We start from the raw sequence: 25,787 nt of genomic DNA on the forward strand, positions 1-25,787 counted from the left end.
CGCCACGAGATCGCTACAGGGCCCTACCTGGACGAAAAGGCGCCCTTGGCACTACTTCCCGCCCCCCCCTTTAAAGACAGCAAGAAGCCGGGCCTCCTCCGAGAACCCGGCTCACTCATGCTCCAGACTTCAGGCTTCAGCTCTCCGCGAAGATCGGGTCGTTGACGAAGGGGCCGCCCTGGTAGATCGCCACCGCATCGTCCGGCGCCGGTCGTGCGACTGCTGCATCGATCTCGGCGCGGAAACGCTCGGCATTGTCCTTCGGATGCCAGCCGAGATAGGAGACGTGCGAATTGTCCCACCAGCGGGTGTCGTTGTTCGAGCACCCCCAGATAACCGGGCAGCCAAGGCGCGGCGCGCGAAAGATGCACTCTATCATCGAGAGAAAGTCGTCGTAACTCATCCAGGTGGAGAGCATGCGGTGGTTCTTCGGCTTCTCCATGCAGCTGCCGATGCGCACCAGTGCGGTTTCCTGGCCGAACTTCTCGTAATACATGCGGGCGAGAGCCTCACCGAAGCATTTCGACACGCCATAGAGACCATCTGGCTTCATTGGCGCCTCGTGGTCGAGATATTCGTCCTGGCGATAGAAGCCGATCGTATGATTGGAGCTAGCAAAGAGAATGCGCGGCATGCCATTGGCCCGCGCGGCCTCATAGAGATTGTAGAGACCGAGCAGATTGGCGTTCATGATCTTGGAGAACTTGTCCTCCAACGAGATGCCGCCGAGATGGATGATCGCGTCGCAGCCCTCGACAAGCCTGTCCACCGATGGCCGATCTCCCAGATCGCATACCATGACCTCTTCATGGGAGGCCGGATTCCCGAGATCGACGATGTCCGAAACCCTGACGATCTCCGCGAGCCCTTTTAGCCGCCCACGCATCGCGCTGCCCAATCCGCCGGCAGCACCCGTCAGCAATAGTCTCTTCACCGCGCCTTCCTCCCTGATATGAATCTTCAACTTATCATACAGGTTGCCCCGACCCGGTCAATATCGTAAACCTTGACGTGGACAGAGTAGAAATACCAGTTCCCGAAAAGGGGCTGGTGAGCGGACACGAATAAGGCGGGGACAGGAAATGGCAATGCAGGCAAGGCACGAGACAGGCGCTGGGACGCTGGTGCAGCGGCTCGGAGACACTCTGCGCAAAGCCATCGTCGGGGGCCAATTTCCTCCGGGCAGCAAGCTGCCGAGCGAAGCCCAGCTTTCCGAAGCGCATGGCGTGTCGCGGACCGTGGTGCGCGAAGCCATCGCCTCGCTCAGGGCCGACCGGCTGGTCGAGGCGCGTCAGGGGGCCGGTGTCTTCGTTCTGATACCCAGCGAACCCGCCCCCGCACCCCTACTCGTCGGAAATGTCGATCCGGCCCGCGTTTCCTCGATGATCGAGCTTCTGGAGCTGCGCACGGCCGTGGAAGTGGAGGCCGCAGGCCTTGCTGCGCTGCGCCGGTCGCCAGCCCAGGAAGAGGTCATTCTCGAACGGCACTACGCCGTCCGCGCCTGTCTTGAGGCCGGGCAATCGACGACAGAGGCGGATTTCGCCCTGCATGTCGCCATTGCCGAGGCGACCAATAATCCGCGCTTCCGCGAGTTTCTCGCCATGATCGGCAAGAATGTCATCCCGCGTGCCGCCCTGCGCGACGAAGACAGCGAAGAGGACCAGTCCGCCTATCTGCGCCTGATCGACGCCGAACATGCCGACATCGTGGAGGCCATTTCCGCAGGTGACGAGGAGGCCGCGCGTGACGCAATGCGCCGTCACCTGCGCGGCAGCCAGGCCCGCTACCGAGCACTTCTCCGAGAACAGCGCCAACCTGTACGATAACATTTGACATGAGCGCGCGGGATACGTATGACAACTTGGCCTGAGGAGGCCAAGAGAGGACATTCGACGATGACGCCGCAAGAAATAAAGGTCGCGCTCGGCGCCGGCCTACTCTCCTTCCCTGTCACGCATTTCGACGATGACGGGAATTTCAAGTCCGACAGCTATGCCGAGCACGTCGAGTGGCTGTCTGGTTTCGACGCACCGGTGCTGTTTGCGGCCGGCGGCACGGGAGAGTTCTTTTCGCTGACGCCATCGGAAGTTCCGCGCATCGTTGCTGCCGCGAAGGAAGCGGCAGGCAAGACGGCGATCGTATCCGGCTGCGGCTACGGCACCGAAGTCGCGATCGAGATTGCCCGCTCCGTCGAAAAGGTCGGCGCCGACGGCATCCTCCTTTTGCCCCATTACCTGATCGATGCGCCGCAGGAGGGCATGTACCAGCATGTGAAACGCATCTGCCAGTCCGTCGGCATCGGCGTCATGGTGTACAACCGCGATAACTCTGTCCTCGGCGTGGAGACACTGCAGCGCCTGTGCGACGAGTGTCCTAATCTGGTCGGCTTCAAGGACGGCACGGGCGATATCGGTCTCGTTCGACAGATCACGGCGACCATGGGCGATCGGCTTACCTATCTCGGCGGCATGCCGACCGCCGAACTTTTCGCGGAAGCCTATCTGGGTGCCGGCTTCACCACCTATTCGTCCGCCGTCTTCAACTTCGTCCCCGGTCTCGCGGTGGAATTCTACAAGGCGCTGCGCTCCGGCGAGCGCGAGCGTTGCGAGACCATTCTCAGGGATTTCTTCTATCCCTTCATGGCGATCCGCAGCCGCCGCAAGGGGTATGCGGTCTCGGCCGTAAAGGCCGGCGTTCGTCTGCAGGGCTTTGCCGCCGGCAAGGTGCGCCCTCCCCTCGACGACCTGACGGCGGAGGAAGAAGACATGATGGCCAAGCTGATCGCCCCCTGGAAGCGCTGAGCAAAGGAAGCGCAGACATGAAAATCGCAGAGGTTCGCACCCATCTTCTCGAGCACAGGCTCATCGTTCCGTTCCAGAGCGCTTCGATGCGCTTCGACCGGCGCGCGCATGTGCTCGTGGAGATCATCTGCGACAACGGGCTCACCGGCTGGGGCGAATGCCTCGGTCCGGCGCGACCGAATGCGGCCGTGGTTGCAGCCTATCGCAACTGGCTGATCGGCATGAACCCGCTGGAGACCGAAAAGATCTGGGCGGTTCTTTACAACGCACTGCGTGACCAGGGACAGCGCGGCCTGACGCTGACGGCACTGTCCGGCATCGACATCGCGCTCTGGGACATCAAGGGCAAGCATTTCGACACTTCTGTTTCCATGCTGCTCGGCGGCCGGTTCCGTGAGAGCGTCAAGGCCTATGCCACCGGCAGCTTCAAGCGCGACGGCGTCGATCGGGTCGAGGATAATGCGAGGGACATCGCACTCTACCGCTCCCAGGGCTTCCATGCCTCCAAGATCAAGGTCGGCTTCGGCATGGAGGAGGATCTCCAGGTGATCCGTGCTGCCAAAGATGCTGCGGGGCCGGACATGCGTCTCATGGCGGATGCCAATCACGGTTACGGGGTGCTCGAAGCCATCGAGTTCGGCCGCCGCGCCGCGGTCTACGGCCTCGACTGGCTCGAAGAGCCTGTCGTGCCGGAACATCTTTCCGCCTACCGCGAAGTGCGGGCCAAACAGCCGATCCCTGTCGCCGGTGGCGAAACCTGGCAGAGCCGCTGGGGCATGAAGGAGCCGATCGAGACCCGCGCGATCGATATCGTGCAGCCGGATCTCGCCGGTGTCGGTGGCTTCACCGAGGCCAAACGCGTGGCCGATCTCGCCGCCCTGCATGGGGTGCGTGTCGTCCCGCATGTCTGGGGAACGGCCGTACACATTGCGGCAGCACTACAATTCATCGCGGCCATGGTGCCGGATCCCGTCCGCGTCAATCCGATCGAGCCGATCCTAGAATTCGACCGCACTGACAATCCGTTCCGTCAGGCGGTCATCCAGACGCCGATCGAACACGAGAACGGCGTGGTCACCATCCCCAACGCTCCCGGGCTCGGCATCGAGATCAACCGGGATGCCTTGATCGAGTTCAAGATGAGGGACGAGGCATGAGCCTGATCCGCCCCCTTTCCGGTCGCAAGCCGACAATTACCCTGCCCAAGGGTGCGATCGACACTCAGATGCATGCCTATATGCCGGGATTTCCGCCCTTGCCCGGCGGCCCCAACCTGCCGGCCGGCGATCTGCCGACACCCGAGCAGTATCGGCAATTCATGGACTGGATCGGCATCGATCGCGTGATCGTCACCCAGGGCATGGCGCATCAACGGGACAACGCCAATCTCGTCGCCTGCCTCGAACGGTTCGGTGACATCGCCTGGGGCGTCGCAGCCGTCGATGCTGACACGAGCGAGGCCGAACTTGATCATCTGTCCGAAGCCCGCGTCCGTGGCGCGCGCATCATGAACCTGCCGGGTGGTGCTGCAAATCTCATGAAGCTCGAAGAAGTCGATGCAATCGCCGCCAGTCGCGACTGGATGATCGCCATCCAGTTCGATGGCAGTGACATCCTGGACTACGAGGAAAGGCTCTCCAACCTGAAATCCCGCTGGGTGCTCGATCACCACGGCAAGTTCTTCTGTGGCGTGACACCCGAAAGCCCGCAGGTTCTGGCAACGAAGCGCCTGATCGATACCGGGCGCTGCTGGTTCAAATTCGCCGGCGTTTACGAGTCATCCAAGTCGGGCGCACCGGAATTCACCGATGTTGCAGCCGTTGCCCGCGCCATTGCAGCGCATGCACCGGAGCGGATCGTCTGGGGCTCCAACTGGCCCCACAATATGGCGCGCGCCCAGGCAGACTATCCTGATGACGTAGCGCTCGCCGAGACCGTGCTCGGCTGGCTGCCCGACGATGCGGCCCGCAAACGCGCGCTCGTCGACAACCCGGAAGAACTTTTCGGCATTCCACCTGCAGGAGGCAGGTAGCCGAATTGCATTCCGTCGAAACGGGAGGTTTCGGCGGCTCAATCAAAGAGGAGGAAGACCAATGAAAACTGCCGCAATGCTAAGCCTTGCCATGGGGCTCACCCTCGGCGCAGGTGCTGCCTTCGCCCAGGAAATCACCCTGCGCTCGGCCGACATCCATCCTGATGGCTATCCGACGGTCGATGCCGTGAAGTTCATGGGCGACCTGGTGAAGGAGCGGACCAATGGCCGCATCGCCATCCAGGTGATGAACAACGCCGCCCTCGGCTCCGAAAAGGACACGATCGAGCAGACCCGCTTCGGCGTCATCGACATGAACCGCGTCAACAGCGCGCCGTTCAATAACCTGGTGCCGGAAACCGTCGTCTTCGGTCTGCCCTTCCTGTTCCGCGACACTGAACACATGCACAAGGTGGTCGATGGCGAGATCGGCGACGAAGTGCTCGCCGCCTTCGAACCCCATGGCCTGATCGGTCTCGCTTTCTACGACTCCGGCGCCCGTTCCTTCTACTCCACCAAAAAGCCGATCCAGAGCCTGGCCGATCTCAAGGGCATGAAGGTTCGCGTGCAGCAATCCGACCTCTGGATCGCGATGATGGAAGCCTTCGGCGCCAATCCGACGCCGATGCCGTTCGGTGAAGTCTACTCGTCTCTGGAAACCGGCGTCGTCGATGCGGCCGAGAACAACTGGCCGTCCTACGAGTCTTCGCGCCACTTCGAGGTCGCCAAGAACTATACGCTCACCGACCATTCGCTGACCCCCGAAATCCTCACCATTTCGAAGGTGACCTGGGACAAGCTGACCCCGGAAGACCAGACGGTCATCCGGGCAGCCGCCAAGGAATCCGTCGGCAAGATGCGTGAACTCTGGCAGGCCCGCGAAAAGGCATCGGAAGAGAAGATCCGCGCCTCGGGTGCCAACATCATCACCGTCGACAAGGCCGAATTCTCTGCTGCCATGCAGCCGGTCTACGACAAGTTCATCACCGATCCCAAGATGAAGGACCTCGTCGAGCGCGTCCGCGCCGTCAAGTGAGATAACGAACCGGCCGCATCTCAGATGCGGCCGGTTTTTTCTTATCCTGGATTTCGGAGGGATCCATGTCGCGTTTCATGCGGGCCATCAGGCCCGGCCTGCACTGGTTGAGCCTCGCCTGCCTCTATCTGGCCGGCATCGGCGTGGTCCTGATGACCCTGATCATCGGCTGGCAGGTCTTCGGTCGATATGTGCTCAACGATACACCGAGCTGGTCTGAACCCCTGTCTCTGCAACTGATGTCCTGGTTCATTCTGCTAGGTGCCGCCGTCGGCGTGCGCGAAAGCGTGCATCTGGGTCTCGACATCGTGCGCTACAACATGGCGCCCCGCGTGCAGCGTCTGATGGATCTCGTCAGTCTCGGCCTCATCTGCGGCTTTGGAGGCGCCATGTCCTACTACGGCACGCAGCTGGCCATGGGCACCTGGACGGCACGCATTCCGGTTCTCGGTTGGCCGGGCGGGATCGACTTCATTCCCCTCATCGTCGGCGGCGCCTTGATCTCCATTTTCGCGCTCGAACGCTTTATCGACACGTTTCTCGCACCCGTCGCTGCAATGAGCGACGAGGTTGCCAAGGCCGAGGTGCATTGATGGCTTACTCGATCCTCTTCGGCACCTTCGCCATCCTGATGGTTCTCGGCATGCCGATCGCATTCTGCCTCGGCATCGCCTCGTTCGCCACGGTGCTGTATCTCGGCATTCCGCCGATCGTGATTTTCCAGCAGCTCAATTCTGGCATGAACGTGTTTGCCATGATGGCGATCCCGTTCTTCATCTTCGCCGGTGACCTGATGGTCCGCGGCGGCATTGCCTTTCGGCTTGTGCGCTTCGCCTCCGGCTTCGTCGGCCATTTGCGCGGCGGCCTCGGACAGGTCAACATCGTGTCATCCATGTTGTTTGGCGGCATTTCAGGGTCAGCCGTCGCCGACGCGTCCGCAATCGGTGGCCTGATGGTTCCGCAGATGGCAGCGCGCGGTTATGACCGAGGCTATGCCGTCAACGTGACGATCAGCTCTGCCCTCATCGCCCTGTTGATCCCGCCGTCGCACAACATGATCCTCTATTCGATCTCCGCCGGCGGCACCGTCTCGGTCGCGGACCTGTTCACCGCCGGCATCATTCCCGGCATGCTGCTGACCATCGCCCTAATGATCACCGCCTATGTGGTGGCACGCAAACGCGGCTATCCTGCTGAACCCTTCCCGGGCCTTAGCAAGCTGCTGGTCTTCTTCGTCGCAGCTTTGCCTGGCTTGCTGCTGATCGCTATCATTTTCGGTGGTGTAAGGTCCGGCATTTTCACCGCGACCGAAAGCTCGTGCATCGCGGTCATCTATGCCTTTCTGGTCGCCGTGCTCGTGTATCGCGAGCTGAACTGGAGCGGCTTCGTCGAAGCGATCCTCGGGGCCGTGAAGACGACCTCGCTCGTCCTTCTGGTGATCGGCATGGCGGCTGCCTTCGCCTGGCTGATGTCCTTCCTGCAGGTTCAGCTCACGCTCATCCAATTGGTCAAATCGATCTCGGACAATCCGATGGTCGTGCTTCTCCTGATCACGGTCGCGCTGCTGGTGCTCGGCACCTTCATGGACATGGCGCCGCTGGTCATCATCACCACGCCGGTCTTCCTGCCGATCGTCCAGGCCTTCGGCATCGATCCGGTGCATTTCGGTGTCATCATGATCCTGAATGCCGGTATCGGCCTGATCACGCCGCCCGTCGGGACCGTGCTGTTCGTCGGCTGCGCCGTCGGCAAGATCACGATCCGGGAAGCGATGCAGACGATCTGGCCGTTCTTCGGAGCCTGCGTGGCCGTGTTGTTGATGGTCACCTTCATTCCGGAACTCTCGCTCTGGCTTCCGGCCCAGTTCAAGTGATCCTCCATTCTCCCGAAGAGGATCCATAGACAGGGGCTTCGGCCCTGTCATTCTTTGCGTCGACACTATGTACAAAACGTCATCTCACTTTGCACATCAAGCTGCGCAAACTGGCAGATTATCGCCGTTTCGATTGCGCCTGAGCCCCGCTAGACTGCTCGCACCTTCCTCTTCAACCGGTGGATCATGACAGCGCCAGCCCCTTCGGACAAAGCCCTCGTCCCCTTCGTCAGCGTCGAGAACATGATGCGGCTCGTGCATCACATCGGGATCGAGCGCGTGCTCACCGAGCTGACCGACGTGATCGAAGCCGACTTCCGCCGCTGGGCTCTGTTCGACAAGACGCCGCGTGTCGCCTCGCATTCGCGGGAAGGCGTGATCGAGCTGATGCCAACGTCGGACGGCGAGATCTATTCGTTCAAATATGTGAACGGCCATCCGAAGAACATGGCGGAGGGCCTGCAGACTGTCACCGCCTTTGGCCTGCTCGCCGACGTCTCGACCGGCTATCCTGTGCTGTTGACCGAGATGACCTTGCTGACGGCGCTGAGAACAGCGGCAACGTCAGCCATGGCCGCGCGACACCTGGCACCCAAGGGTGCCACGACCATGGCGATGATCGGCAATGGTGCCCAGGCGGAGTTCCAGGCGCTGGCGATGAAGGCGGTGCTGGGGATCACCCATGTCAGGCTCTTCGACATCGATCCGAAGGCCACGGAGAAGACCCGGCGCAACCTCGAGGGCTCGGGCCTGCATGTCACGGCCTGCGCAACGTCGCAGGCCGCGATCGAAGGTGCGCAGATCATCACCACCTGCACGGCCGACAAGCAATATGCCACCATCCTGACGGACAACATGGTCGGCGCCGGTGTGCACATCAACGCGATCGGCGGCGACTGCCCCGGCAAGACCGAGCTGCATCGCGATATCCTCGCCCGCGCCGACACATTCGTCGAATATCCGCCGCAGACGCGGATCGAAGGCGAGATCCAGCAGATGGATGCCGACTATCCCGTGACCGAGCTCTGGCAGGTCGTGACAGGTGAAGTCGAAGGGCGGCGGGGCGACAAGCAGATCACGCTGTTCGACAGTGTCGGCTTTGCGATCGAGGACTTTTCGGCATTGCGCTACGTGCGCGAGCGCGTGCGCGGGACCGCCTTCTTCCAGTCCGTCGACCTGATCGCCGATCCGGACGATCCGCGCGACCTGTTCGGGATGCTCCAGCGGGCCAGAGACTGAGAGCGGGCCTTCCGGCTCAGGCGGGGCTCAGCAGGATTTCCTCAGCTTCTTCACGCTCCATGTCGAGCACACGCTTGGCCAGATCGAAGCCGAAACCCTGGCGGGCGAAGGACGCGATCTCCTTGCTCCAGCGGGCATCGTCGGCTTCAACATCCGGCCGGCGGAATGGCCCGAAAGCCTTCTTGCGCGCGTAAACGACGGCCGAGCGAAAATCATCCGCGTCCACGAGAACGGCCTCGACGATACTGCGGTCGACACCCTTCTCAGCCAGTTTGCGGGCAATCGCACGCTTGGAGCGGCCGCTGCGTGCCGCCGAATTCGCGCGGATCTCGGCATAGTTCTGGTCGTCCAGCGCCTTCATGCTGCGCCCGAAGGCAAGGGCCGTCTCCGCCAGCGCATTCAGCTGCGGCTCACTGATATCCTCGAACTTGCTGCGCGCCTTACGCCTGATGGCGTCAGCGAGTTCGCGTTCGGTCATCATGCGCTTGGCGAGCCGGTAGGCAGCCGAGTTCTTCGCCCAGGCCAACATGCGTGGCGTCGGCTGATCTTCAGTGGCTTTCGACGGTTCGTCCATGGACCCGGTCTCCCAACTTCGCGGGCGATCGTCAACAGGCTTCTGGACGGTCGGGATCGGTCAATGAGACCGCAGCCACTCCGCAAGCTCGGCTTCGGCGCGTTCCAGGGCACTGTAGTTCAACAGCTTGCGCAAAAGCGCGACTGTCACCGCCCTTGCCCTCAGATTGAAGCGCCCCTCGTCGCTGTCCTCGACAGACATCTGGTACACGCCGAGCTTTTCGTAGAGCTGCTGAAGGCGGTTCTGGACGCTACGGATCGACAGGCCACGGCGGCGGGCGATCGTACGGTCGGTGAGGCCGAGCGCGATGTCGACGAGGATCTCGTATTCGCTGTCGCTGAAGCCACGCACCTGGCCGAGGCTCTTCTGCTGCATGCCGCGCACCTCGCGGTCGATGACGCATTGTGCCTCGACGAAGATGCTGCGGAGCGCGAGCTTGAGGCGCTCGTCGGAAGCCGATTTGAGCACGTAGCCGTAAGCCGCGCCATCCGGCACGATGCGGGAGACGCCGCGGACATAGGCTTCGTCGGAATAGTTCGACCAGAAGAGGATGCGGGTATCGGGCCGCTCCTTCCAGATGGTGCGCGCCGCCTCGATGCCGTTGCGGGCGTTCATCTGCAGGTCCATGACAACATGGGCGGACTTGTGGTCGCGGGCAAGGCGCTCGCCTTCCGCCCCATTGCCGGCTTCGATGACCTTGTCGCATTCGGGAAGGGCGGCACAGACAGCCTCCAGCAAATAGGACCGATGCAGCGGATCGTCTTCGACGATGAGAACCTTCACTTCATGTCCTCCAGCAATCCCGCCTTGGCGAGGGTGAGCGGCATCTGTACTCGCATCACTGTGCCTTTGCCCTCGCGCGCCGTGCCCAGTGTCAGCTTGGCGGAAATCAGCCGCGCCCGCGTCACCATATTGTCGATGCCGCCGCCGGCGCTGCGATCCGAGCGGGAAAGCCCCTGCCCGTCATCGGCCACCTCAATCGTCAGGGCATGTGCCGTACGCTTCAACTTCAACTCCAAGACATTTGCCTGCGCATGGCGCACGGCGTTGTTGATGGCTTCCTGCGCAATCCGGAACAGGGCGATGCGGACAGACTGATCGATGGTGTCGATCAGACCATCCGTGTCGTCGCTGAGGCTCCAGGCAAGCTGCGAGCCGTGATCGCGCACGGCGCGGTCGAGATGGTTCTCGATGGCATGGGCAAAGCCGAAGAGCTGCAGGACTGAGGGTTTGGCCTCCTCGATGATTTCCCGAAGATCCTGCATGCAATGCTGCAGACCGCGTCCGACCGGCTCCAGCGCCTCTCCCTTCACCTCGCCTTCCTGCATCAGCCGATCGATTCGCCGCGACAGGCGGGTGAGGTCGGCGAGCGTCTGGTCATGCAGATCCATGCCGATGCGCTGACGCTCGCGTTCCAGGGCTTCCGTCAGGCTCAAGGCACCGGCCCGCAGCCCCTCCTCGCGGGCGCGCGCCTCGGCTTCGACGATCGCCGATTGCTTGGCCTGTTCGGCGGCTCTCAAGGCAAAGAAGTAGGGCGCGAGCAGATCGGCGATCGACTGGGCATTGGCCACGTCCTGCTCGGTGTAGAAACCGACCGCATGCGACGAGCAGCTGAGCGCGCCGATGACCTCACCGCGCACCTTGAGCGGCACATGGAGACGGCTGCGCAGATTGTGCTCGAAGATCGGGCGGGTGAAGGGCGTGTCGACGTGGTAGCGCGTCTCCTGCTGGGCATCATCCGTCAGAAGGAAGTCGATCTCGCCCCAGAGCAGGGTGCGGATCGGGCTGCTCGCCACGGGAGCGGGCGTGGTCTGACCCCAGAAGGTGTCGAGGCCGGTCTCGTAAGCCGTGTGATAGAGGCCGTTGACCATGGTGATGCAGACATCGAGGTGGTCATGCGGCACGATATGCGATACTTCAACGCCCACGGCCTTAATGGCCGAGCGGAAATCGAGCTGACCGGCCAGGAGCCGCGAAATGCCGAGATAGTGATCGAGCAGCGCTGACGGCGCGATCTTGAGCATGATGTCCTCCCCGCGACCACTCCCACGGCCGCATCTCCTTCATAACACATCTCGATAGGGTGGTCGTCCTGCGGGATCCCGCAGGACTTTGCGTAATTCCCGCAAACGTCCTGCCGTCCCCAACCTGTACAGGCGTCCCTGTTGCCTCCATCCTGATCCTGCCGAGAAGAGGAACTCGGCGGGGAATTCAGACCGGGCCACGTCCGGCTGTTTGGAGGAAACCGGGGCCTAGAGCGCCGGACAACAGGGAGTGAGATCATGAAGACCAGCAGATACCTTCTGGCGAGCGCGGCACTGTGCCTTATCGCCACATCCATGCCCGCAATGGCCGATACCTCGGCCAAGAAGATTGCCCTTTCGAACAACTATGCCGGCAATTCCTGGCGCCAGGCCATGCTGACCAGCTGGGAAAAGGTGACCGGTGAGGCCGTGAAGGCCGGACAGGTCGCAGCCGCCGACGCCTTTACCACCGCCGAGAACCAGGCGACCGAACAGGCAGCCCAGATCCAGAACATGATCCTGCAGGGCTACGACGCGATCGTCATCAACGCGGCTTCGCCAACGGCACTGAACGGCGCCGTCAAGGAAGCCTGTGACGCCGGCATCACCGTCGTCTCCTTCGACGGTATCGTCACCGAACCTTGCGCCTGGCGCATCGCCGTCGACTTCAAGGAAATGGGCCGCAGCCAGGTCGAATATCTCTCCGGCAAGCTGCCGCAGGGCGGCAATCTGCTCGAAATTCGCGGCCTGGCCGGCGTCTTCGTCGATGACGAAATCTCGGCCGGCATCCATGCCGGTGTCGAGCAGTTCCCGCAGTTCAAGATCGTCGGCTCCGTGCATGGCGACTGGGCGCAGGACGTGGCCCAGAAGGCCGTCGCCGGCATTCTGCCGAGCCTGCCGGAACTCGTCGGTGTCGTGACCCAGGGTGGTGACGGCTATGGTGCCGCCCAGGCGATTGCGGCTGCCAACCGTCCGATGCCCGTCATCGTCATGGGCAACCGCGAAGACGAGCTGAAGTGGTGGAAGGAACAGAAGGACGAAAACCAGTATGAGACCATGTCGGTCTCGATTGCACCCGGCGTATCCACGCTCGCCTTCTGGGTCGCCCAGCAGATCCTCGACGGCAAGGAAGTGAAGAAGGACCTCGTCGTTCCCTTCCTGCGCATCGACCAGGACAATCTCGAAGCCAACCTGGCCAATACCCAGGCAGGCGGCGTCGCAAACGTCGAGTATTCGCTCGAAGACGCCCAGAAGGTGATCGCATCCGCCAAGTGATCGAATGGAAAACCTCCCCGGACCGTCCGGCCTTCGGGCCGGGCGAGATGGGGAACCTTTGGCGCGTGAGTGAGAGAGTTGTGCAGTATGAATGCCATGCTCGATAAGGGCGATGGACGGCCCGTCGTCAGCGTAACCGATGCGAGAGTGAGTTTCGGCGCGGTGAAGGCGCTCGACGGCGTCAAGCTGGAGATCGGCGCTGGAGAATGCGTCGGTCTGGTCGGCCACAATGGCGCCGGCAAATCCACCATCGTCAACGTTATCAATGGCGGGCTCAGCCCGCATGAGGGCACCATCCGATACGGTCACGGCAGCGGGGGCCACAGCATCAATGCTGCGCGCGACGCCGGCATTCGCTGCGTTTTTCAGGAACTGTCGCTCTGCCCGAACCTGACGATCGTGGAGAACACCCGCGTCATGCATCGCAGCTTGAAAGGCTGGGGCTGGCGCAAGCGGGGTGCAGCACTGATCGAGAGCAAATTGCAGGAAATCTTTCCGGGTCATTCGATCGACTGCCACGAGGCCGTCGGCACGCTGACCATCGCGGAACGCCAGATGGTGGAGATCGCGATCACCTTCTGTGAGATCGGCAGTCCTGTCCGCCTGGTCATTCTGGACGAGCCGACCTCGTCGCTGGATGCGCGACTCGCAGAACAACTGCTTGCCTATGTCGAGCGTTTCGTGCGCGACGGTGGCTCGATCCTGTTCATCTCCCACATTCTCGGCGAGATACTCTCGGTCTCCAACCGCATCGTCGTCATGAAGGACGGCAGGGTCGTCAGCCAGAGACCGGCCGAGGAGTTTTCGGAACACGGGTTGATCGAGGCCATGGGCAGCGTGGTGAAGACGCGCGAGGCCCGCACGCACCTGCAGAGGACCGACACGGCGAGTGTGCTGACCGCAGCACCGGTCCGCGGACGCGGCCTCCCCTTCCAGGCCATGAAGGGTGAGATTGTCGGTTTCGCCGGTCTCGGCGGGCACGGCCAGACGGACATGCTGGTCGGCCTCTTCGAATCCCGAACCGGCAACTGGCTGCGGGCCGACAACCCTGAAGTCGCCTTTGTGGCCGGCGACCGTGCTGTCAACGGCACCTTCACGCTATGGAGCATCTTGAGAAACCTCAGCATCGGCATCCTGCCGGACCTATCGCGGCTGCAAACCCTGGATTTCGATCGGGAGGAGACGCTGGGGCAGACCTGGAAGGAGCGGATCGGCATCCGCACTCCCGACATGGACAATCCGATCCTGTCGCTTTCGGGCGGAAACCAGCAGAAGGTTCTCTTCGCCCGGGCGCTGGCCAGCCGGGCACCCGTAGTTCTGATGGACGACCCGATGCGCGGCGTCGACTTCGGCACCAAGCAGGAGGTCTATGCGATATTGCGCCAGGAGGCAGACGCCGGGCGGACATTTGTCTGGTACTCGACCGAGATGGACGAGGTCTGCCTCTGCGAGCGCGTCTATGTGTTCAACAACGGCATGATCGTTGCCGAACTGAAGGGCGACGAGGTGACGGAAGAAAACATCCTCTCCGCCTCCTTCCAGGAGGCCGCATGACGAAGTTCTTCTCAGCTGATAGCCTGCGCCTGCTGATCCCGGCCCTTTCGCTGGTCGGTTTGCTCGCCGCGGTCTTCTATCTCCAGCCGCGGGCCATGAGCTACACCGGGCTCAATCTGCTGTTCAATCTGGCCGTCCCGATTGCGCTCGCGACCATTGCCCAGATGCTGATCATGACGGTCAACGACCTCGATCTGTCGATGGGCACCTTCGTCAGCTTCGTTGCCTGCGTGACGGCGACCTTCCTGCAGTCGTCTCCCCTGCTGGGTGTCCTTATCCTGACGGCTGCGATCGGCGTCTATGCGCTTATCGGTGTGATGATCCACCTTCGGGATCTGCCGTCGATTGTCGTGACGCTCGGCATGAGTTTCGTCTGGGGCGGACTTGCGGTGCTGACCCTGCCGGCACCCGGCGGCGAGGCGCCCGGCTGGATCCGGACGATCATGACGGTCAAGCCGCCGCTGCTTCCGATGGCGATCGTCGCCAGCATCCTGATCGCCGTTGTCAGCCACTATGTCATCATGCGCTCGTCCTTCGGCGTCGTGTTGCGCGGGGTGGGCGGCAATAGTCGCTCTGTTGCCCGGGCTGGATGGTCGATCATCGGTGCACGGGCGGCTGTCTATGGTCTCGCCGGCTTCTTTGCAGTGCTCGCCGGCATGGCGCTGGTGGGGCTGACCACCTCAGCCGACGCCAATATCGCGCTGCGCTATACGCTGCTCTCGATCGCCGGTGTCATTCTCGGCGGCGGTGAATTCGTCGGCGGGCGCGTCTCGCCGATCGGTGCCGTCATCGGCGCACTCACCCTGACGCTAGCCGGCTCCTTCCTGTCGTTCCTCAGGATTTCGCCGGACTGGCAGATCGGCGCACAGGGCGCGATCCTGATCCTCGTGCTGACGCTGCGTCTTGCCCTCAATCGCGCCGAAGGCCGGAAGGGCAAGTCATGACCCAGGCACTCTCCACACTCTTCTCCCGGACCTGGATCTGGTCCTTTATCGCGGCAGCCAGCGTCTTCCTCGTCACCATCGTCTTCACGGGCGGGGCGAGCACCGTCGGGCTGGCTCAGGCGGCCCTCACCTTCGGCGCCTTCTCGGTGCTGGTCGGGCTCGGGCAGATGCTGGTGATCACGCTCGGCCCTGGCAATATCGACCTTTCGGTTCCCGCCAACATGACACTTGCGGCGACGGTTTCGCTGAAAGTGATGAATGTCGAGAACAGCATGATCCTGACCGGGCTTGTCGTTGCCATCGGTGTCGGGATCGCGATCGGCATCGGCAATTACGCGCTTATCAAGCTGCTGCGCATCCCGCCGATCATCGCAACGCTGTCGATGAGCTTTATCGTGCAGTCCACGGCGATCTGGACAAACCGGGGACTGCGCATCAAGCCGCCGAGCTGGCTTGCCGACTTCACGACCTCCTCGACGGCGGGTATACCGAATGTAGCGCTCGTCGCCTTGGCGCTCTCCGCGCTCGTCTGGTACGTGATCAATCGTACCGTCTATGGGCGCTCGATTGCCGCGATCGGCCAAAGCATCCGCGCCGCCCGCATGGCCGGCATCCCGATCGACGGGACGCGGCTTGTCACCTACCTGCTCTGTGCCGTGCTCGCCTCGCTGTGTGGCTATCTGCTCGCCAGCTTCTCCGGCGGCGCGGCACTCAACATGGGCACGGAATATCTCCTGATGTCGATCGCCGTCGTCGTGATCGGCGGCACGGCGGTTGCCGGTGGCAATTCGAATGTTCCGGGGATATGGGGCGCCTCGCTCTTCATGTTCCTTGTGGTTTCGATGCTGAATACCTACGGTTTTGGTGCAGGCATCCGCCTCATTCTCACCGGTCTCATCATCATCGCCGTCATCATGCTGCCGACCACCCGCAGCACCGGCAAAACCTGAAGCCCTGCCAGGATCGTCCCATGGAAAACCCGCATTACGAGATCCGCGACCCCCGCTTCTGCGACCTGCTTGTGTCCAGCGCCGCCCTCGACGAGCTCTATACAGGCTGCCGGTGGGCCGAGGGTCCCGTCTGGTTCAACGATGGCGGCTATCTCTTGTTCAGCGACATTCCGAACGAACGCGTGCTGCGCTGGATCGAGGGGGCTGGCATCTCGGTCTATCGCGCGCCGTCGCAATTCATCAACGGCAATACGCGCGACCGCGAGGGACGGCTCGTGTCCTGCGAGCATGGCGGGCGCCGAGTTGTCCGCACCGAGATCGACGGGACGATCACGACGCTTGCCGATCGCTACCAGGGCAAGCGGCTGAATTCCCCCAATGACGTCGTGGTGAAATCAGACGGCAGCGTGTGGTTCAGCGACCCGTCCTACGGCATTCTCTCGGACTACGAGGGCTACAAGGCCGACGAGGAACAGGCGAGCCGCAATGTCTACCGGCTCGAACCTACCACCGGCGAGCTCACCGTCGTGGTCGACGACTTCCTGCAACCAAACGGGCTCTGCTTCTCGCCAGACGAGACATTGCTCTACGTCGCCGATTCCGGGGCCAGCCACAAACCGGACGCGCCGCGGCATATCCGGGTCTTCGATGTCACCGATGGCAAACGACTGACGAATGGGCGGGTCTTTGCCCATATCGACAAGGGCATTCCCGACGGAATGCGGACGGATGTCGACGGAAACCTCTGGTCAAGTGCTGCCGACGGTGTGCACTGCTTCCATCCCGATGGCACGCTGCTCGGCAAGATCCTGATGCCGCAGGCGGTGGCAAACCTCACCTTCGGCGGCCCGCGCCGGAACCGCCTGTTCATCACCGCGTCGACCTCGCTCTATGCGATCTACACCGCGACGCGGGGCGCGCAGGTGCCATAAAGCAAAGTTTCGCCTTGGCGCCTGCGTTTTTGGCGGGCGCCAAGGGAAGCCTCACTTCCACGAGGCGATATAGGCGCGCCAGCCGCCGAGATCGGTGACTTCCTGCGCACCCTTGATGGCATAGGGTTCGCAGAGAAAACCGGAAACCTGGCTGCCGTCGTCGAGTGTGACCTTGCCGATGCCGAGCGGTGCGGGGATGTTCTGGACGAAGCGGCCGAAGGCTGCGGGCGTGACCTTCCAGACTTCGACCTCGAGCCCCTTGCCGGCGAAGCCCGGCTCGCGGATCAGGCCCGGCTTGGGCGGCGTGGTGTTTGGCAGGACGAAGAGGCGGTAGTCGCCCGCCGTGCGGCAGGTCTTCACCAGCTTGCCACCGGGGCCTGTCAGTTCGTGGTTCAGCGGCATGCCGGTCAAATGCGCGCCGACGACCATGATGGTGACGAGGCCGTCATCGGGTTCGGCAACCTTCGAGGCTTCCGGCAGGGCTGCAGCCTTGTCCTTGCCCATACCAGATTGGGCGGCGCGGTGCATGGCATCGGCAAAGGGGGCCAGCGCATCGTCGGAGAAGGAGGGGCCGAAGAAGGTGACGCCACCAGGCAGGCCATCCGAGCCGAAGCCACCGGGCACAGCGATTGCCGCATAGCCGAAGAGATTGGCAAAATTTGTGTAGCGACCGAAATGGCTGTTCTTGACGATCGGGTCGGCCAGCATCGCCTCGACCGTATAGGTCGTCGGCGACGTTGGCAGCATCAGGACGTCGAGCTTTTCCCATTCGACAAACGTCTTCTGGCGGAGATGGCCGAGCTTGTATTGGCCCTCGAATGCCGCGACCGCATCGTAACCCTTGGCACCCTCGATGATGGTGCGCACGGTCGGGTCGAAATCATCGGCATTGGTGCCGATGAACTCCTTCACCGCCGCCAGACGTTCGGCCACCCAGGGGCCGTTGTAGAGCAGTTCGGCGGCCTGGCGGAAGGGCGCATAGTCGAAGGGGACGATAACAGCGCCGAGCGATTTCGCCCGCTCGATGGCTTCATCGTAGAGGGCTTCCACCGCCTTGTTTCCGAAGAACTCGCGCTCGGCTCCTTCGAGCACACCGATGCGCAAGCCTGATACCGGCAGGGCGGCTAGCGACGCCTTGCGGGAATAGGGATCGCCTGCGTCATAGCCATCCATGACCTTGCGGATCGCAACACCATCGCCGACGGTCGCCGCAAATACCGTGACGACGTCGACACTGCGGCAGGCCGGCACGACGCCGACATTCGGCACGAGGCCCGGTGTCGGCTTGATGCCGACGAGGTTGTTGAAGGCGGCGGGCACGCGACCGGAGCCGGCGGTATCGGTGCCGAGCGCAAAGCTTGCGAGACCCGCCCCAACCGTAACCGCCGAGCCAGACGAGGAGCCGCCGGAGACATAGGCCTTATCGAAAACGGAGCGCGGAGCACCATAAGGAGACCGCGTGCCGTTGAGGCCTGTCGCAAACTGGTCGAGATTGGTCTTGCCGATGACAAGGCCACCCGCTGCCTTTAGTCTTGCAACGACCGTTGCGTCCTTCTCCGGCTGGTAGGCGAAGGCCGGGCAGGCTGCGGTGGTCGGCAGGCTTGATACGTCGATATTGTCCTTGACGGCAAAGGGCACGCCCCAGAGCGGCAGACTGTTCGGCTCCGGCGCGCGCTCCATCAGGGCCTTTGCGGCTGCCCGCAAGTGATCATCCGGCGTCTCTGTAATGAAGACCGCCGGATCGTCGGAAGCATTGCGGCGGGCGATCACCTCCTCGACGAGGTCGAGCGGGGTGAGCCCGCTGGCATAGGCGGCCTTGAGCGAAGCGAGATCAAGAATAGTCGGCAGCATTACAGATCCTCCAAGATGACCAGGACATCGCCGGCCTTGACGTTGCGACCCGGCCCGGCACGCAGATCCCGGACGCGGCCGGCAGCATGGGCGGTGACGGTGATTTCCATTTTCATCGACTCGATGATGGCAAGTGTATCGCCAGCCTGCACGGACTGGCCTTCCTCGACCAGAAGTTTCCAGACATTGCCGGGCACGGCACTTTCCACCCCGAAGCAGCCTTCAGGGATATCGCTGCCGAGGCTGACGCCCGCGCCATCATCCACCTGGAAACTATCGAGCCCCTCGTCCTTCCAGCGCTTACGTTCCGCCTCGAAGGCTGCCTGCTGTCCCTGCTTGAAGGCGCCGATGCTCTCTGCATTGCGGGCCATCTCCGCCTCGTAGTCGGCATAGGAGAAGGTGCCCTCCTCGATGCGGATTGGATAGCCGCCATGCGGGAAGGCGGCGCGGGCTTCCGTCAGTTCTTCGTGGCTCACGGGGAAGAAGCGGATCTGGTCGAAGAAATCGAGCAGCCAGGGCTTGTCCTTGGCAAACACATCCGTTTGCCGCCAGGTATTCCAGACCTGGATCGTGCGGCCGAAGAGCTGATAACCGCCCGGCCCTTCCATGCCATAGATGCACATATAGGCACCGCCAATGCCGACGGCGTTTTCCGGCGTCCAGGTGCGGGCCGGATTGTACTTCGTCGTCACCAGCCGGTGGCGGGGATCGATGGGTGTTGCGACTGGGGCGCCGAGATAGACATCGCCGAGGCCCATCACGAGATAGGAGGCGTTGAAGATCGTGTCCTTCACCGCCTGCTCGTCGGCGAGCCCGTTGATACGGCGGATGAACTCGATGTTCGATGGGCACCAGGGCGCGTTCGGGCGCACGAGTTCCTGATACTTGCGCATGGCCAGTTCCGCATCCGGATCGTTCCAGGAGAGCGGCAGCCAGACGGTCCGGCTCGGCACCCTGACGGCGGAGACCGGAGGCAGGCCCTTCTCGATCTCGGCGAGGGCGGCGAGGAGTGTCGAGCGCGAGAGTATGGTGCTGTCGTAGTGGATCTGCAGCGAACGGATGCCCGGCGTCAGATCGATCAGGCCCTGAAGCCTCGCCGCCTTCACCGCCTGCATCAGCAGATGGACGCGCATGCGGATGCCGATGTCGAGCTGCATCGGGCCGTATTCGACCAGCAGATTGTCATCGCCCTGTCGGCGGTTGACGACGGGAACGCCGCCACCCTCGGTCGCGCCGATCACAGCCGACCCGGCTGTTTCCGATATGCGCTTCACCATCGGCCCCGCCAGCGGATCGCTTGCTCGGGCCACGGCATGAAACCGGATCTTATCCCCCGGTTTGAACTGGCCCATCTTCCACTGCTCGTCGCGGGCGATGACAGCCGGGCAGACGAAGCCGCCGAGGCTCGGACCGTCGGGGCCGAGGATGATCGGCATGTCGCCGGTAAAGTCGATCGCGCCGATCGCATAGGCGTTGTCATGCAGGTTGGAGGGGTGAAGCCCCGCCTCGCCGCCATCCTCGCGCGCCCATTTGGGCGCCGGGCCGATCAGGCGCACACCGGTGCGCGCCGAGTTGAAATGCACCTCGTAAGGCGTCGAGAACAGCGTCTCGATATCGTCTTCGAGGAAGAAGTCGGGCGCGCCATGGGGTCCATAGAGGACGCCGACGGACCATTCGCGGGTCAGTTCCGCAGGCTCGGCTGCCGGGAGGACATCGGTCTGGTTCCGGCGGGCCAAGCGCAAGACATGGCCGGCACGCAAGGTGCCGGTGGCATTGCCGCCGAACTGGCCGAGGCCGAAGGTGGCGCGGGAGCCCATGACCAGGGGCGCGTCGAAGCCGCCGGATACCGCCAGATAGGCGCGCTGGCCTGCACCGGTGATGTTGCCGATGGCGAGCGTCTGGCCGGCTTTCACCTGGACCGCCTTGTCGTGTGGCACCTCGATGCCGTCGAGCTTCATAGGCATCACGGCCCCGGCGAGCGCGATCACGGTATCGGAGAAGAATTTCAGCATCGGCCCTGAGACGGTGAGCTCCAGGGCCGCCGTATGATCGTGGTTGCCGACCAGCCGGTTGGCATGGCGGAAGGAGCGTTCGTCCATCGGGCCCGAGGGCGGCACGCCGACATGCCAGAGACCCAGACGGCCCGGCAGTTCCTGGAGGCTCGATTGCGCGCCGGGGGCGACCACTTCGACGACATCGGGCACGAAGGCGAAATCCTTCAAGGCCGTGGTCGCGACATCGCCGCTGCGGAACAGGTCGGAGGCGGCGATGGCCTTTAGATATTCGAGGTTGGTCTCGATGCCGGCAAGCGAGGTTTCTTCCAGCGCGGAGGAGAGTGTGGCGATGGCTGCGTTACGATCCGCGCCCGAGACAATGACCTTGGCGAGCATGGGATCGTAGAAAGGCGTGACCTCGGTTCCCGTTTCCACCCAGCCGTCGACGCGGATGCCCTCGGGAAAGACCACTTCGGTCAGCAGCCCGGCACTCGGGCGGAAACCGGCATGGGGCATCTCGGCATACACGCGCGCTTCAATAGCGGCACCCTTTGGCACGAGGTTTTCACTGCCCGTCAGCACATCTTCGCCGGCTGCCTGACGGATCATCCACTCGACCAGATCCACACCGAAGACCGCTTCCGTCACTGGATGCTCGACCTGCAGGCGGGTGTTCACCTCAAGGAAGTAGAATTCTTCGCGGGCGGGATCATAGATGAATTCGACCGTACCGGCGGAGGCGTAGGCCACCTGCTGGCCGAGCGACACAGCGGCGGCGTGCAGGCGCTGGCGCACCGCATCGGACAGACCCGGGGCCGGGGTTTCCTCGATCACTTTCTGGTTCCGGCGCTGGAGCGAGCAGTCGCGTTCGCCGAGCGCAATGACCCTGCCCTTGCCGTCGCCGAAGATCTGCACCTCGACATGACGGGCCTTCGATACGAAGCGTTCGAGATAAACGCGGGCGTCGCCGAAGCTGGATTTCGCCGTGCGCTGGACCGTGTCGAAGGCTGCGGCAAGAGCCTCCGCACTGTCGCAGAGCTGCATGCCGATGCCGCCGCCGCCAGCCGTCGATTTCAGCATCACGGGATAGCCGATCTGCTCAGCTGCGGAGAGCGCCTCCTCCAGGCTGTCGAGCAGGCCGGAGCCGGGCAAGAGCGGCACACCGCTCGCCTTGGCCAGTTCGCGCGCCGTGTGCTTGAGGCCGAAGGCGGAGATATTGTCTGGCGTCGGACCGATAAACGTGATGCCTTCCGCCTTCAGCCGCTCGGCAAAGCCGATGTTCTCCGAGAGGAAGCCATAGCCCGGATGGACGGCTTGCGCACCCGTCTGGCGGCAGGCGGTGATCACGGCGTCGACGTTGAGGTAGCTTTCGCTTGCGGGTGCGGGGCCGAGCCGCACCGCCTCGTCCGCCATCAGCACGGCCTTCGAAAACCGGTCGGCATCGGAATAGACCGCAACGCTTGCGATCCCCATTTTCTGAAGCGTCTTGATGACGCGCACGGCGATCTCGCCGCGATTGGCAATCAGAACCTTTTTGAACATCAGGCCGCCTCGTCGTCCCAGACGAGCACCCGGATCGGCGTGGGATCGAAGCCGTTGCAAGGGTTGTTGATCTGCGGGCAATTGGAGATGACGAGCAGCACGTCCATCTCCGCCTTCAGCTCGACATAGTCGCCAGGGGCGGAAATGCCATCGACGATGGTCATCTCGCCTGAAGGTTCGATCGGCACGTTCATGAAGAAGTTGATGTTCGGCACGACGTCACGCTTGCTCATGCCATGTTTGGAAACCTCGATGACGAAGTTGTCGCGGCAGGCATGCAGGTATTTCGTGTAGTGACCGAAGCGCACCGTGTTGCTCTCGCAGGAGCAGGCGCCGGCGGAGGTGTCGTGCCGGCCACAGCTATCGGCGGTCACTGTCAGCATCACCCGGCCTTCGTTGGAGATCACCTTGGTGCCGGTGGAGATATAGGCCGCCCCCTGCTCGCGCATGGTATCCTGGCTGGAATAGCGCTCAGAGAAATCATGGGCGTTGTAGAAGAGCGTATCGACGGCCTGCTGGCCGTAGCTGTCCTCGATGCGCACCACCTGACCCTTTTTGATGAAGGTCGAGAAGGGTGCTTCGGCAGCGATATAGTGATCCTGCGCGGTGTTGGAGAGCGTGCGGACAGGAGAGGTCTGGATGAAATGGGTCATGGTCGCCTCTCCTCTCACAGGGCCGCGAAGGTGTTGTTTTCGAAGCCCCTGACGGCTTCGGCGGTCGCGGTTCGACACAAATCATCCGCCGTCAGTTCAATGGCCGCGATCCTGAGGATGCTGACGGGATTGGGGGCGTAGACCGGGTTGGGGTCGAGCGGGTGCGGGCAATTGGAGAAGCCGACGATCATGTCCATCTCGGCACGCAGATCGACATAGTCGCCATCGGACACGAGATCCGGTTTCCACTCGAATTTGCCATCGGCATCGACACGGACGGGTGCGAAAAGCGCGAGAGCCGCGGGAATGTCGCGCTTGTCGAGGCCGGCCTTGGTGGCGATGAGCACGAAGTTGTCGCGGGTGTTGCGCAGCGCCGGACCGTTCTGGCCGGCATATTTCTTCGCGTTCGAGGAGGCTGTCGAGCCGCCCATCAGCACGTCATGGGCGCCGGAGCTGTCCTCGGTGATCGAGAACATGACCTTGCCCATGTCGGAGAAGATGACACGCCCCTTTCCAAGCCCGGTGGTCCACTGCACCTTGACTGTATCAGGCAGGTTCATGCGCTCCGTCGGGTCTTCGGCATTCCAGGCGACGACCGATACGGTCGACAAACCTTCGTCGAGCGCGATGCGGAGCGTCTCGTTGGCCTTGACGCGGGTCCACCAGTACCAGCCGCCGGGCAGCTTTTCCTGGTGCACGATCTTGTCGGCAGCAATTGCAAGTGCAGGCTTTACGCTCTTGGCCGGCGGCGCCTTCGGCGCGAATTCCAGCCCCTTCTTCTGATGCTCCTCGTAGCGCGCCCGGTTGGCGGCGATCTCTTCAGGGGAACGTCGGATGTGCATTGTCATCTCCAGTGGTTTCGTTGGCCGGGCCGTCCCGGCTATTGACCCTGTGAAGAGACCGGGCCGTCCCGGTCGGGGCGATAGAGGGAGGCCTCGCCCGCCCTGCGGGGCGGCCAGATGGCGATGTCGCGGGTGATCGTGGCGCCATAGCGGAGCTTTTCCTCCGGACGGTCGCGGGGGCGCTCGAAGGCAACGACACGGGTGGCAAGCGTGAAGGCCTCGCGCATGTCATGGGTGACCATGACGACGGTCATCGGCGCCTCGTGCCAGAGCTTCTTCATCAGCGTGTGGATTTCAGCCCGAATGCCGGGATCAAGCGCGCCAAAGGGTTCGTCGAGCAGCAGGACCTTGGGCCGCATAATGAGCGCCTGGGCGAGCGCCAGCCGCTGCTGCATGCCGCCGGAGAGTTGGGCCGGATACTTATCCTCGGAACCTGACAGCCCAACTGCGGCAATCATGGCGCGGGCTTCATCCTCCACCGTGCGCCGGGCAGAGCCGAACAGGCGGGCGGCAAAGCGCGAGGCTTTCAGCTCCTTGCCGAACATGACATTGCCGAGCACTGTCAGGTGCGGGAAGACGGAGTAGCGCTGGAAGACGACACCGCGATCAGGCCCCGGCTCCTTCGGCAGGGCCGTTCCATCAAGCAGGATCTCGCCCTTCGTCTGGCGCTCCTGGCCAAGCAGCAGACGCAGGAAGGTGGACTTGCCGCAGCCGGACGGGCCGACGAGTGCCACGAAGGCTCTGGATTCGATCTCGATCGAGACATTCTCGAGCACGATCTGGTCGCCGTATTCCTTCCAGAGGTTCTGAACCGAGAGCGCGCTCATTTACCCTTCTCCAATTCGGACCAGGGGAAGAAGGCGATGCGCAGGCGATCGAGCAGGATGTCGGTGAGGATCGCGAGAAGCGTGATCCAGAGGACATAGGGGAAGATGACGTCCATCGAGAGATAGCGACGCACCAGGAATATGCGGTAGCCAAGGCCACTGTCGGAAGAGATCGCCTCGGCTGCGATCAGGAAGAGCCAGGCTGGGCCGAGCTGCAGGCGGAGTGTCGTGATCAGGCGTGGCAGGATCTGCGGCAGCACCACACGAAGCGCAATCTGCCAGGACGAGGCCGAGAGCGTCTCGGCTTTGACAATCATCTCGCGCGGCAAGGAGAAGGCGGTGAGCGCCAGGTCGCGGATCATGATCGGCGCCACACCGATGACGATCAGTGCGATCTTGGAGGCTTCGCCCAGGCCCATGAGGATGAAGAGAATTGGAAGCAGCGCCAGCGGCGGCACCATGGAAATGGCCCCGATAAAGGGGGAAAGGGCGGCTCGCGCATACGGCAGAATGCCGATCACAAGCCCGAGCAGGAGTGCGATCGAGGTGGCGATGCCGAGGCCGATGAAAAGCCGCCAAAGGCTCGCCCAGGTATCCGACCATAGGAGGTATTCGCCGGTTCTGACATCAGCCGTAAACGCCATCCTGTTGATCGCCTCCCAGAGGGTGGCAAAGCCGGGCAGCAGCTTGTCGTTCGGATTTTCGGCGAGCCGTTCGGCCGAGCCGATCATGTAGGCACCCAGCACCAGCACGAAGGGCAAGAGCACGAGCGTCAGGCGCGCGCCATTTCCGGGATGAGCATTGATCCAGCGCATCGACCACTCCAGGATTTCAGGGAGGCGGG

General features: G+C 62.8%; 22 protein-coding genes and 1 pseudogene. 13 read left to right on the forward strand and 10 right to left on the reverse strand.

Features of this window, described 5'->3' with window-relative positions:
• Positions 1–136: 136 nt before the first annotated feature.
• On the reverse strand, positions 137–934 hold the full coding sequence (locus tag E9677_RS03370) for an NAD-dependent epimerase/dehydratase family protein (protein WP_136556664.1): 798 nt from the start codon (positions 932–934) through the stop codon (positions 137–139).
• A 148-nt stretch (positions 935–1,082) separates the two neighbouring features.
• Between E9677_RS03370 and E9677_RS03375 the strand changes: the two genes are divergently transcribed.
• From E9677_RS03375 to E9677_RS03410, 8 genes are all read left to right on the forward strand, one after another.
• Positions 1,083–1,826: a FadR/GntR family transcriptional regulator gene (locus tag E9677_RS03375; protein WP_136556665.1), complete on the forward strand. Its 744-nt coding sequence runs from the start codon at positions 1,083–1,085 to the stop codon at positions 1,824–1,826.
• Positions 1,827–1,895: 69 nt separating this feature from the next.
• Positions 1,896–2,801 (forward strand): 5-dehydro-4-deoxyglucarate dehydratase, encoded by a 906-nt coding sequence (kdgD, locus tag E9677_RS03380; protein ID WP_136556666.1) that lies wholly within the window; start codon positions 1,896–1,898, stop codon positions 2,799–2,801.
• Positions 2,802–2,818: 17 nt separating this feature from the next.
• Positions 2,819–3,958 carry a mandelate racemase/muconate lactonizing enzyme family protein gene (locus E9677_RS03385; RefSeq protein ID WP_136556667.1) on the forward strand — a complete coding sequence of 380 codons (1,140 nt, stop codon included), beginning with the start codon at positions 2,819–2,821 and terminating at the stop codon, positions 3,956–3,958.
• Positions 3,955–4,833: an amidohydrolase family protein gene (locus tag E9677_RS03390; protein ID WP_136556668.1), complete on the forward strand. Its 879-nt coding sequence runs from the start codon at positions 3,955–3,957 to the stop codon at positions 4,831–4,833. The genes E9677_RS03385 and E9677_RS03390 overlap by 4 nt, the downstream gene beginning before the upstream one ends.
• Positions 4,834–4,894: 61 nt before the next feature.
• Positions 4,895–5,869, forward strand: coding sequence for a TRAP transporter substrate-binding protein (locus tag E9677_RS03395; protein WP_136556669.1), 975 nt, complete (start codon positions 4,895–4,897; stop codon positions 5,867–5,869).
• 65 nt (positions 5,870–5,934) lie between these two features.
• Complete coding sequence (locus tag E9677_RS03400; RefSeq protein ID WP_136556670.1) at positions 5,935–6,462, forward strand: TRAP transporter small permease; 528 nt, start codon at positions 5,935–5,937, stop codon at positions 6,460–6,462.
• On the forward strand, positions 6,462–7,742 hold the full coding sequence (locus E9677_RS03405) for a TRAP transporter large permease (protein WP_136556671.1): 1,281 nt from the start codon (positions 6,462–6,464) through the stop codon (positions 7,740–7,742). The genes E9677_RS03400 and E9677_RS03405 overlap by 1 nt, the downstream gene beginning before the upstream one ends.
• Before the next feature lie 186 nt (positions 7,743–7,928).
• Positions 7,929–8,981 carry an ornithine cyclodeaminase gene (locus E9677_RS03410; RefSeq protein ID WP_136556672.1) on the forward strand — a complete coding sequence of 351 codons (1,053 nt, stop codon included), beginning with the start codon at positions 7,929–7,931 and terminating at the stop codon, positions 8,979–8,981.
• Positions 8,982–8,997: 16 nt separating this feature from the next.
• Here E9677_RS03410 and E9677_RS03415 read toward each other — a convergent pair whose 3' ends face one another.
• The 3 genes from E9677_RS03415 to E9677_RS03425 are packed head-to-tail and all read right to left on the reverse strand — an operon-like array spanning position 8,998 to position 11,579.
• Positions 8,998–9,555, reverse strand: a complete 558-nt coding sequence (locus E9677_RS03415; RefSeq protein ID WP_136556673.1) for a regulatory protein RecX — start codon at positions 9,553–9,555, stop codon at positions 8,998–9,000.
• A 60-nt stretch (positions 9,556–9,615) separates the two neighbouring features.
• Entirely contained in the window at positions 9,616–10,338 is a 723-nt protein-coding gene (locus E9677_RS03420; RefSeq protein ID WP_054149007.1) for a response regulator transcription factor, read from the reverse strand.
• Positions 10,335–11,579, reverse strand: a complete 1,245-nt coding sequence (locus E9677_RS03425) for a GAF domain-containing sensor histidine kinase (protein ID WP_136556674.1) — start codon at positions 11,577–11,579, stop codon at positions 10,335–10,337. Before E9677_RS03425 ends, E9677_RS03420 begins: the two co-directional genes overlap by 4 nt.
• Positions 11,580–11,837: 258 nt before the next feature.
• On the opposite strand from E9677_RS03425, the gene E9677_RS03430 reads away from it, so the two are divergent.
• The 5 genes from E9677_RS03430 (at position 11,838) to E9677_RS03450 (ending at position 17,234) form a co-directional block, all read left to right on the forward strand.
• The gene (locus tag E9677_RS03430) at positions 11,838–12,854 is read left to right on the forward strand and encodes an ABC transporter substrate-binding protein (protein ID WP_136556675.1); all 1,017 of its coding nucleotides are present in this window, start codon (positions 11,838–11,840) and stop codon (positions 12,852–12,854) included.
• 87 nt (positions 12,855–12,941) lie between these two features.
• Complete coding sequence (locus E9677_RS03435; protein WP_136556676.1) at positions 12,942–14,408, forward strand: ATP-binding cassette domain-containing protein; 1,467 nt, start codon at positions 12,942–12,944, stop codon at positions 14,406–14,408.
• On the forward strand, positions 14,405–15,352 hold the full coding sequence (locus E9677_RS03440; protein WP_136556677.1) for an ABC transporter permease: 948 nt from the start codon (positions 14,405–14,407) through the stop codon (positions 15,350–15,352). The genes E9677_RS03435 and E9677_RS03440 overlap by 4 nt, the downstream gene beginning before the upstream one ends.
• Positions 15,349–16,302, forward strand: coding sequence for an ABC transporter permease (locus E9677_RS03445; RefSeq protein ID WP_136556678.1), 954 nt, complete (start codon positions 15,349–15,351; stop codon positions 16,300–16,302). The genes E9677_RS03440 and E9677_RS03445 overlap by 4 nt, the downstream gene beginning before the upstream one ends.
• 20 nt (positions 16,303–16,322) lie before the next feature.
• Entirely contained in the window at positions 16,323–17,234 is a 912-nt protein-coding gene (locus tag E9677_RS03450) for an SMP-30/gluconolactonase/LRE family protein (protein WP_136556679.1), read from the forward strand.
• Between the two features lie 51 nt (positions 17,235–17,285).
• Here the strand turns inward: E9677_RS03450 and atzF are convergent, their stop codons facing one another.
• From atzF to E9677_RS03480, 6 genes and pseudogenes are all read right to left on the reverse strand, one after another.
• On the reverse strand, positions 17,286–19,085 hold the full coding sequence (gene atzF / locus E9677_RS03455) for an allophanate hydrolase (RefSeq protein WP_136556680.1): 1,800 nt from the start codon (positions 19,083–19,085) through the stop codon (positions 17,286–17,288).
• Positions 19,085–22,621 (reverse strand): urea carboxylase, encoded by a 3,537-nt coding sequence (gene uca / locus E9677_RS03460; RefSeq protein WP_136556681.1) that lies wholly within the window; start codon positions 22,619–22,621, stop codon positions 19,085–19,087. The genes atzF and uca overlap by 1 nt, the downstream gene beginning before the upstream one ends.
• Positions 22,621–23,274 (reverse strand): urea amidolyase associated protein UAAP2, encoded by a 654-nt coding sequence (locus E9677_RS03465; protein WP_136556682.1) that lies wholly within the window; start codon positions 23,272–23,274, stop codon positions 22,621–22,623. Before E9677_RS03465 ends, uca begins: the two co-directional genes overlap by 1 nt.
• A 14-nt stretch (positions 23,275–23,288) precedes the next feature.
• Positions 23,289–24,116, reverse strand: coding sequence for an urea amidolyase associated protein UAAP1 (locus E9677_RS03470; protein WP_205910093.1), 828 nt, complete (start codon positions 24,114–24,116; stop codon positions 23,289–23,291).
• Positions 24,094–24,943: pseudogene (locus tag E9677_RS03475) on the reverse strand (ABC transporter ATP-binding protein). The gene E9677_RS03470 and the pseudogene E9677_RS03475 overlap by 23 nt, the downstream one beginning before the upstream one ends.
• Positions 24,940–25,758 carry an ABC transporter permease gene (locus E9677_RS03480; protein ID WP_136556685.1) on the reverse strand — a complete coding sequence of 273 codons (819 nt, stop codon included), beginning with the start codon at positions 25,756–25,758 and terminating at the stop codon, positions 24,940–24,942. The pseudogene E9677_RS03475 and the gene E9677_RS03480 overlap by 4 nt, the downstream one beginning before the upstream one ends.
• Between the last annotated feature and the right edge of the window lie 29 nt (positions 25,759–25,787).

The organism is Peteryoungia rhizophila, assembly GCF_004912145.1.
Classification (GTDB): domain Bacteria; phylum Pseudomonadota; class Alphaproteobacteria; order Rhizobiales; family Rhizobiaceae; genus Allorhizobium; species Allorhizobium rhizophilum.